Source organism: Mailhella massiliensis (genome assembly GCF_020741395.1).
GTDB lineage: Bacteria > Desulfobacterota > Desulfovibrionia > Desulfovibrionales > Desulfovibrionaceae > Mailhella > Mailhella massiliensis_A.
Genome location: NZ_DYZA01000045.1, coordinates 1 through 8,634 on the forward strand (window position 1 = coordinate 1; position 8,634 = coordinate 8,634).

Genomic DNA, 8,634 nt, shown 5'->3' on the forward strand with positions numbered 1-8,634 from the left:
GGGAACTGCCCTTCTGTATACGGTTACGAAGAGGGGAAGGCAAGGCGATCCGGGAGTTGGGGGATGTTGCTCTTTTGAAAGAAGCAGAAGAGCGTCTTTGGGTGAGTAAAAGACGTTCATAAAATTAAACATAATATATTTTCATAGGTTACCAATATCAACATTGACACTTTCCAGCGGGGGATGCTATGGAGGACAAGAAGGGCCCGCGCCCGTTTTATGTTGCTGGAAAGGGAGATATCATGGCCGTCGCGATGAATGAAATGGAAAAAGTCACATTGCATCTGGAAAATGGGGCCAGCCTCATCTTTTATGGCCGTCTTTTTTCCGAGGCCGTGTGGTATGATGAATACAGCGGCGTGCTTACTCACCAGAAGCTTTATGTTACCGATCAGAACGAACAGGTGTATGCCATTCAGAAGGGCGGCGAAGGCCGGAGCCTCTCCCGCGCCTATCGCATCTCTGTCCACGGAGAGCGCTGCGTGATCTATAACGGGCGCTATTCCATGGAGATTCCCCTTGACCTTCTGCTTCTTGCCGTACGCTCGCTCTGCGGAACGGAAGATGGCGCGGCTCTGGAACAGGCGGAAGAAATCCTGCGCGCCGCCAACTGCTGATATTGGACCTGTGCCTGCCCGCAAGGGCCTTGCGGCGACCTTGCGACGGGCCGCCGTTTTCATTTTGAACTTGAGAAAAGCACATATAAGGAAAACGCATGAACAGCCATGGTTTTACCCTTGTCAGGGAAGAGGACATGCACGAAGCGGGCGGCGTCGTCCGCCTCTGGAAACATGATGCCACCGGGGCCGAACTTCTTTCCGTCTGCAACGACGATGAGAACAAGTCCTTCGGCGTGAGCTTCCGCACCCCTCCCAGAGATTCCACGGGCGTGGCCCATATTCTTGAACATTCCGTGCTCTGCGGCTCCGACAGATATCCGGTGAAGGAACCCTTTGTGGAGCTTCTCAAAAGCTCCCTTCAGACCTTCCTGAACGCGCTCACCTTTCCCGACAAGACCTGCTATCCTGTCGCAAGCTGTAATCTTCAGGATTTTTACAATCTTATCGACGTGTATCTCGATGCGGTGTTCCATCCCCGCATTGATGAGAACGTGCTCAGGCAGGAAGGCTGGCACATTGAGGCCGACGGCCCCGACGCACCGTGGCAGTTCAAGGGCGTGGTGTTCAACGAGATGAAGGGCGTATATTCCTCGCCTGATTCCGTGCTCATGGAAGAGTGCCAGCATGCCGTGTTCCCCGACATGCTCTACAGCCTTGATTCCGGCGGCGACCCGGCCGTGATCCCGAGCCTTACTTTCGAGGCCTTCCGTGAGTTCCACGCGAACTATTACCATCCGTCCAACGCGCGTTTCTTCTTTTGGGGGGACGACCCGGAAGAGGCGCGCCTTGCCCGCATCGCAGAGGTGATCGCGCCCTATGCGCGGCGCGAGGTCTCTTCTGAAGTGCCGCTTCAGGAGCGTCTTCCCCTTCCGCGTTTTCTGGAAATCCCCTATGCCGCATCCGACGGTGAGGAGGCCGACAAGGCCCATGTGGCCGTGAACTGGCTTTTGTGCGAATCTAAGGAAACTGAGGAAATGTTTGTGCTGAATATGCTTGAGCACATCATTTCCGCGCTTCCCGGATCTCCCTTGCGTAAGGCGCTCATGGATTCCGGACTTGGTGAGGACATTTCCGGCTGCGGCCTTGAGGGCGACCTGCGCCAGGCCTATTTTTCCATGGGGCTGCGCTCCATAGACGCGAAGGACGGCCCCCAGGTGGAACGGCTCATGATGGAGACCTTGGCGGAGCTGGCGGACGAAGGCGTGCCCGCCCCGGCCGTGGAAGCGGCTCTCAATTCTCTGGAGTTCATGCTGCGGGAAAACAATACCGGTTCCTTCCCACGCGGCCTTGCTGCCATGTTCCGCAGCCTCTCGGACTGGCTGTATGACGGCGACCCCTTCGCCCCGCTTGCCTGGGAAAAGCCCCTTGCCTCCATCAAGGAGCGTCTTGCCGGGGGGGAGAAGGTGTTTGAAGACGCCATACGCCGCTGGTTCCTCGACAATACGCACCGCGTCACCGTACTGCTTACGCCGGACGCATCCCTCGCCGCGGCCCGGCAGGCCGTCGAGGATGCAAAGATCGATGCCCTGCGCAGGGGGATGGATGAAAAGGAACGCGCCGAAGTGGTGGAAATCACGGCGGCCCTTCGCGCTGCGCAGCAGAAACCCGATTCCGAGGAAGCGCTGAATACCGTGCCCAGCCTCGGCAAGAAAGACCTGCCGGAGAAAAACGCCCATATTCCCTGCGAGGTGGAAAAAAGCGACGGGCTCGACGTGGTGACGCATCCTTTGGACACTACGGGTATTTTATACGCGCGCCTTGCCTTTGATCTTGGAGCCGTGCCTGCCCGCCTTCTGCCGCTGGTTCCCCTTTACGCCCGCGCGCTGACGGAACTCGGCACGAAGCGCCGTAATTATGTGGATCTCGGCTTTGAGATTTCCGCCCATACCGGCAGCCTGGGCGCCGGGGCCGTGGTATTGCCGCGTTTTTCCGATGCGGCCGTGGTTTCCTTCCTGTCCGTGTCCGGCAAATGCACGGCGGACAAGGTGGGCCGCATGACTTCTCTTATGGAGGAAATTCTTTCCGAACCCGATTTCGACAACCGTGAACGCTTCATGCAGATGGCCCTTGAGGAAAAGGCACGCATGGAGCAGGCCGCCGTGCCTTCCGGGCATATTCTGGTGAATACGCGCCTGAACGGCAGGCTTTCGGCCGTGGGCCGCATTTCCGAGGAAATGAACGGGGTGAGCGCCCTCATGTATGTGCGCGAGCTCATACGCCGTCTGGAGCAGGACTGGGAAGGTGTGCGCGCCGACCTTGCGGAATTGCACGGCGTTATCGTGCGCAGGGATGCGGTGAAGCTCGACCTGACGGCGGACGGCGCTCTTCTGGCCGAGGCACGCGGCGTGCTGGAGAAGCTGGCCCTCTCCCTGCCTTCCCGCCCCGCACAGTCCAGCCCTGTCGAGCTTTCGCCCCTTCCCGGGGCGGAACTTCTGAGCATACCGGCTCAGGTGAACTATGTGGGCCTCGGCCTTTCCCTGAACGGGACGGGCTACATCTACAGCGGCTCTCAGGCGGTGATCCTGCGCCATCTGCGCATGGGCTACCTGTGGGACCGCGTGCGCGTGCAGGGCGGGGCCTACGGCTGCTTTGCCCGCTACGGCCGCGCCACGGGAGCGTTTACCTTTGCTTCCTACCGCGATCCCAATGTGGAAAACACCCTCAGGGTGTATAGGGAGACGGCGGACTACCTCGGCAACCTTTCCCTTTCCGAGGCGGATATTACCCGCGCGGTGGTGGGCGCCATAGGCGACGTGGATGCCTACATGCTGCCCGGCGCAAAGGGCTCGGCCGCATTCTCCCGCTGGATGGCGGGAGAGTCGGAAGAAGAGCGTCAGCGCATCCGTGAGGAAATTCTTTCCACCCGCCTTGCCGATTTCCATGACTTCGCACCCTGTCTAGCCCGGGCGCTGGAGACCGCCGTGCCCTGTGTACTCGGCGGAAGCGACGCCGAGGCCGTGGCCGACGCGGAAGGCTGGACGAAAACGCGGGTCCTGTAACTCGGAACGTGCCGGGAGTATGCCATGAACAGTGAAAAAAAACGCGGCATCATGCTGACGAGCTCCGCAATTATTCTGTGCATTGTCTCCTTTGCCGCCGGATTTGTCGGCGGAGGCATGGTGGCGGAGCACAGGGCTGCGGGAAAGGCCGACCATGCTCCGGCTGCGGCCCCGCCGGTAGTCACCGCCGGGAGCATTTCGGCGGAGGATGAACATATACGCCACCTCAGGGAAGAAGCCATGGCCGAACCGGGCAATGCCGGGCGCTGGACGAAACTCGGCAATGCCTGCTTCGACGCGGGAGATCCTGAAGGCGCCATAGAGGCCTATCAGGCTTCGTTGAGCCTCGAGCCCGGAAATGCCGACGTGCGGACGGACATGGGCTCCATGTACCGTATGAAAGGTGAAGCGCTGCGCGCCGTGGAATGCTATGATCAGGCCCTGCGTGATAGCCCTGGCCACAAGAACGCCGTTTTCAACAAGGGCGTGACGCTGATACTCGATCTGGAGAAGCCGGAAGAGGCCGTGGCTTTCTGGCAGTCCGTGCTGGAGAAAGAACCCAACTTCACCTTGTCCAGCGGAGAACCGCTGAAGCGGGTAATGCCCGCGCTTTTGGCAAATGCCGCTCTTCAACTGGAGGCTCACGACAGGCAGGAAACGGCGCTTCGTTCCTATGCGGAAGCTTTGAAGCTCGATGACTCCTTTGCCCCTGCGCTCGTGCACCGCGCGTGGCTTCTGGAGAACATGGGCCGCGCTTCGGAGGCGCTTCCTCTGTGGAAGCGCGTGCTGGAGCTTTATCCCGAAGCCACCGACCCCGCAGGCAAACCTGTCCGCGACCGCATCAAGCAGTAATCATACGGGATGGTCATGTTTCCGTTTTCTTTTTCCTCAGTTCGCATGACAGCGGCGCTTCTGGCGTTTCTGTGCCTGCCCCTGCCCCTTCATGCCGCTCCTGAAGAAGGGGCGGCCGTGCTTGTTGCCGAGCCTGCTCCTTCCGTGGCCTTGCCGGAGGAAGTGCTCATAAGAGCGGATGTACAACCCGCTCCTCCCCCGCCGATGGAGAAGCGCTCCACGGCCTCGCGTCTGCCTGTACTTTCCCTCTTTTCCCAGATGCTGGACGAGAAAGGGGCTTTCAGCGTGGAGGAGGCCGCCGGAAAGCTTGACGGCTTCACAGCCTATGACATAGGTCCTCTGTCCCGGGAAACGGGTACGCTGTGGCTGCACCTCGACCTTTCCGACGTGAAGGATACCGCTCCCCATACGCTCTGGCTGGATCTCGGCACACAGACGCCTTCAGGCGTGTCCGTGTGGCTTTCGTCCGACGGCAGGAACTGGCAGAGCGCCCGGGCGGAAACGGCCGGTGTGTATGAACTTGCGCCCGCGGGCAGACACGGGCAGGTGCTTGTCCGAATGGATGGCCTTCCGGGTCTGTGGTTCAGCCCCGCGCTTTGCTCCCTGCCGGAGATCATGCATTCGCCGGAAAGGCTCTCCCATGTTCTTTCCCTGGCGTTTCTTGCCCTTCTCGGAACGCTCTGCCTGCTTCTCAGCCTGACGGAACGCGGGGAGGGCCGTTTCTGGACGGCGGTTCTCGCCTTCGCTGCCGTGGTTCAGGGGATGTGGGGGATTCCTTCCACACCGGCGGGCAGTATGGGTGCGGCTTCCTTTTCCGGAATGTTCGCGGCGGGTGTGGCGCTTTTCATGCTGCCCCATGCGGGACGGGTGCTCATGCGCACGCGGCTTTCCTCCCCTTCTGTGGATTTGCTCTATCTTCTTTTCGCCCTTCCCGGGGCATGTGCTGCCATAGTACCGCTTCTGCCCGGCATGGCGTGGACGGCAAGGCTCCTTTCCCTATGGCCGCTGGCGGCCGTCCTTTACCTTGTGCCTGCGCTTCTGCTCGCCCTTCGCGGAGTGCAGGGTGCCGCTCCGTTCTTTTTTGCCTGTCTTTCCATGGGAGGTGCAGCTGCCGTTTCCCTGTGGGGCCTTCTTCACGGGCTGGAAAATCCGTGGTGGGGAGTGGCTGTGTCCGTCGGGCAGGCTGTAGGTCTGCTTTTTCTCTCTTCGGCCGCGCCGCATAAGGAAGGCCCGGCGGGTGCTCAGACGTTGGAGATGGAGATACCGGAGCGTCGCCCCGTCGAGATCCGGGCCAACACCTATAAGGAGAACAGCCTTGCCGCTCTGCGCCGTGCCTTCCGGGGCACGGTGGAGGAACTTTTCGACGAGGCATGCCGCCTTGATCAGGCTCTGACGAGAGCCGGCTTGGACAGGGAAAAGGTGGATATCATGACCCATGCCGACGGCATGGTGGCTGCAGCCAGGAAGCTTTCCGAAAGCGCGCTTGACCTGCCTGCGGGCGCGACTCTTCCAGAGGCATCACTCCAGGTATTCGAGCTGCGTCAAGTCATACAGAAGGCTTTCGCCTCGGTGTTTGAGGAGGCGGAAAAGAAGGGGCTCGGCCTTGCCTGGTATGTGGCTCCCCAGCTGGGGCAGAAGTTCCGGGGGGATGTCTCCCGCCTGACGGCGTTGCTTTCCCTTTTGCTGGCCGATGCCGTGCGCGCTTCCTCGCATGGGGCTGTGAGCCTGCATGTACGGCGTTCCGGTGCAAGTACGCATCCCGGGCATCTGCAGTTCACGGTGGCCGATAACGGTGAAGAGCTTCCTCCCCGGGGCAGGCAGAGCATGCTCATTGCGAGGGCCTGGGAGCTGGCTTCTGCCCACGGGGGCGATTTGTTCATCGACGCTACGCCCCAGGGGCTGGAACTTACCTTCAGCATGGAATGTGCGGCCATGGAGTCTGACGGCGTGACGGAAAAATCCGTGCCCGTACAGGAAGGAACGGAAATGTCCCGTTCTGAGGCTCAACTTGTGATTCTTGCTTCTCCCGACGGCCTGAGCCGCCAGATGTACGCCCACTATCTGGACGACATGGGCTTCTGCCTGTGGGAGGCCCGCGACGCGGAAGAGGCGGCCTCTCTCTATGCCGTCTCCCCTGCCGCTCTGGTGCTTTTCGACGGGAACCTGGGTGAAGAGGATATGGTACAGGCCCTTGCGGCCATACGCATGTTTGAAGGTGAGCAGTCCCTGCCCGCCGCTCCCTTCCTGCTGCTTGCCCGCGACGATATGCAGGCGGAGCGTATAGCGAAGGCCGGTTGCGACGAGGCCCTCATCCAGCCCGTGGTACGGAAGGATCTGCGCGCCATGGCAAGGTGGCTGATTGCACCGACGCCGGAGCGGCCTGTGCTGAGTACACAGCGCATCACCCTGGCCGCTGTTCTGGCAGGAGCGCATTCCGGCAACGCCCGCATGCAGCGCAAGGCAGTGCTTAAAGGGGAAACGCGGAGAGAGGCGGAATCCGCCCCCGAAGCAGGAGGAGAAGGACAGTCTTTCGCCGGACATACTGAGGAAGGAGCTTCTTTGGGAGCTGAGGGCGGGCAGCCTAAAGTTCTTTCCCCGGAAGAGCAGAAGTCTCCTCAGGAAAAGAAAAGCGGGGGCTGGCTTTCCTCTCTGTTCCGCACCTACCCCTCGGCTTCGTCCCAGGAAAGGGCGCAGGAGGGAGAACCTGAAGGCTGTGAAGTCATTCCCTCGCGTCTTGTCCGTGAAGAGAAGGATGCCGAGGTCGTGGAGCTTCTGGCTGAAGATGTGCTGGTGGAGGAGAGCGGTATCCAGGAACTGACTGAGGCCGACCTCGCCCCTGCCTCGGAACAGCCGGAGACTCCGGCCGAAGGGGAGGTGGAGGAACTTATAGAACTTGATTCCTCCCTCATCCACGCGCAGGCCGAAGAGTTCCCGCCCGAGCGTTTCCCCGACAAGGATGTTCCCGCCGAAGTGTCGGAGCCGGAAGATTCCCCTGAAGATATGGAAACACCTTCGGAGAGGATTGTGGAGAGGCTGAACCATATTTCCGAGGCTCTGATACAGGGAGACGTGCAGGCCATACGGGGCGGTTCGCGGGAGCTTTCCGCCATTGCGGACAGATACGGCATGCACACGCTTGCCGATATGGCGCGTTGCTTCAGGGCTGCCTGGGAAGAGGGCGATGTTGAGGCCGCTGCACAGATTGTGGAGGAAATGCGCGCGGAAGCGGCAAGGTTGTCATGCTGAAAAGGGACTTGTCTTCAACATAAAACAGCCTGACAAATTCAAGGAACGGACATGGTGTCCGGTTGCAGGGAAGAAAAGTCTTTTTTTTCCGACAGGTCCGACACTTTGAACATAATATCGTTCATTAGTAATCCGCCCTTGAGTGCAGGGAGTTTTTTTGTCTGCGGGAATACTTGCAACTTTGCAGGAAAGCTTTTATGATGGAGCCATGTTTAGGAGGCATCCTGCCCCGAACAAAGAAACAGAGGAGGCAATATGCCCAAGCTGCAGAAGATTATATGCGCGTTGGACCTTTCCGAACACAGCAAGACTGTGGCAGAATACGCCTGCATGCTGGCCAAAGCTATGAACGCCAGCATCGTGGCTGTCTATGCGGCCCCTACGCTGACGCAGTATACGGGGTTCCATGTCCCGCCGAATACCATTGACAGCTTTGTGGGTGAAATTGTCTCCGGTGCGGAAAAGGCCATGGCCCAGTTTGTCTCCGAGAACTTTGAAGGCGTGGAAACCAAGGCTGAAGTCGTGGTGGGCTACGCTGCCGAAGAAATTCTTGAAATTGCGGCCAAGGAAGAGGCCGACCTTATCGTCATGGGCACCCATGGCCGCAAGGGTATCGATCGTATCCTTTTCGGTTCCGTGGCTGAGCGGGTCGTCAAGAACTCCCATCTCCCCGTCCTTACCATTCGTCCTTCCGACAACTACACGGGCGGCGCGATTTATAAGGATTAACACTTCTTCTGAATAGGAACAGGGCTTTCCTTTTGCGGCATTGTCCGGGGGAGGAAAGCCCTTTTATTATTTTCTCCTTTTTTCAAGGTGTGCCCATGACTCTCCCCTTCACGTCTTTCAACGATGTTCGCCCCGAGGTGGCGTCTTTTGAGTCTTATGAACCCGGTCTCAGCATTGCTGAAATCGCC

Annotated in this window: 5 protein-coding genes; all 5 read left to right on the top strand. The window is 59.6% G+C overall.

Annotated features, from left to right (window positions below; translation table 11 throughout):
• Positions 1 to 242: 242 nt before the first annotated feature.
• Complete coding sequence (locus tag K8W16_RS02520) at positions 243 to 617, top strand: hypothetical protein (protein WP_304120875.1); 375 nt, start codon at positions 243 to 245, stop codon at positions 615 to 617.
• 98 nt (positions 618 to 715) lie between these two features.
• The gene (locus K8W16_RS02525) at positions 716 to 3,619 is read left to right on the top strand and encodes an insulinase family protein (RefSeq protein WP_304120876.1); all 2,904 of its coding nucleotides are present in this window, start codon (positions 716 to 718) and stop codon (positions 3,617 to 3,619) included.
• A 24-nt stretch (positions 3,620 to 3,643) separates the two neighbouring features.
• Positions 3,644 to 4,471, top strand: a complete 828-nt coding sequence (locus K8W16_RS02530) for a tetratricopeptide repeat protein (RefSeq protein ID WP_304120878.1) — start codon at positions 3,644 to 3,646, stop codon at positions 4,469 to 4,471.
• A 45-nt stretch (positions 4,472 to 4,516) separates the two neighbouring features.
• The gene (locus K8W16_RS02535; protein ID WP_304120880.1) at positions 4,517 to 7,717 is read left to right on the top strand and encodes a hypothetical protein; all 3,201 of its coding nucleotides are present in this window, start codon (positions 4,517 to 4,519) and stop codon (positions 7,715 to 7,717) included.
• A gap of 255 nt (positions 7,718 to 7,972) precedes the next feature.
• On the top strand, positions 7,973 to 8,446 hold the full coding sequence (locus K8W16_RS02540) for a universal stress protein (protein WP_077071749.1): 474 nt from the start codon (positions 7,973 to 7,975) through the stop codon (positions 8,444 to 8,446).
• The last annotated feature ends 188 nt before the right edge of the window (positions 8,447 to 8,634 follow it).

What these genes read in the sequence shown, in the direction of transcription:
- K8W16_RS02520 (WP_304120875.1), top strand. Translation starts at nt 243, where the DNA reads ATGGCCGTCGCGATGAATGAAATGGAAAAAGTCACATTGCATCTGGAA.
- K8W16_RS02525 (WP_304120876.1), top strand. Translation starts at nt 716, where the DNA reads ATGAACAGCCATGGTTTTACCCTTGTCAGGGAAGAGGACATGCACGAA.
- K8W16_RS02530 (WP_304120878.1), top strand. Translation starts at nt 3,644, where the DNA reads ATGAACAGTGAAAAAAAACGCGGCATCATGCTGACGAGCTCCGCAATT.
- K8W16_RS02535 (WP_304120880.1), top strand. Translation starts at nt 4,517, where the DNA reads ATGACAGCGGCGCTTCTGGCGTTTCTGTGCCTGCCCCTGCCCCTTCAT.
- K8W16_RS02540 (WP_077071749.1), top strand. Translation starts at nt 7,973, where the DNA reads ATGCCCAAGCTGCAGAAGATTATATGCGCGTTGGACCTTTCCGAACAC.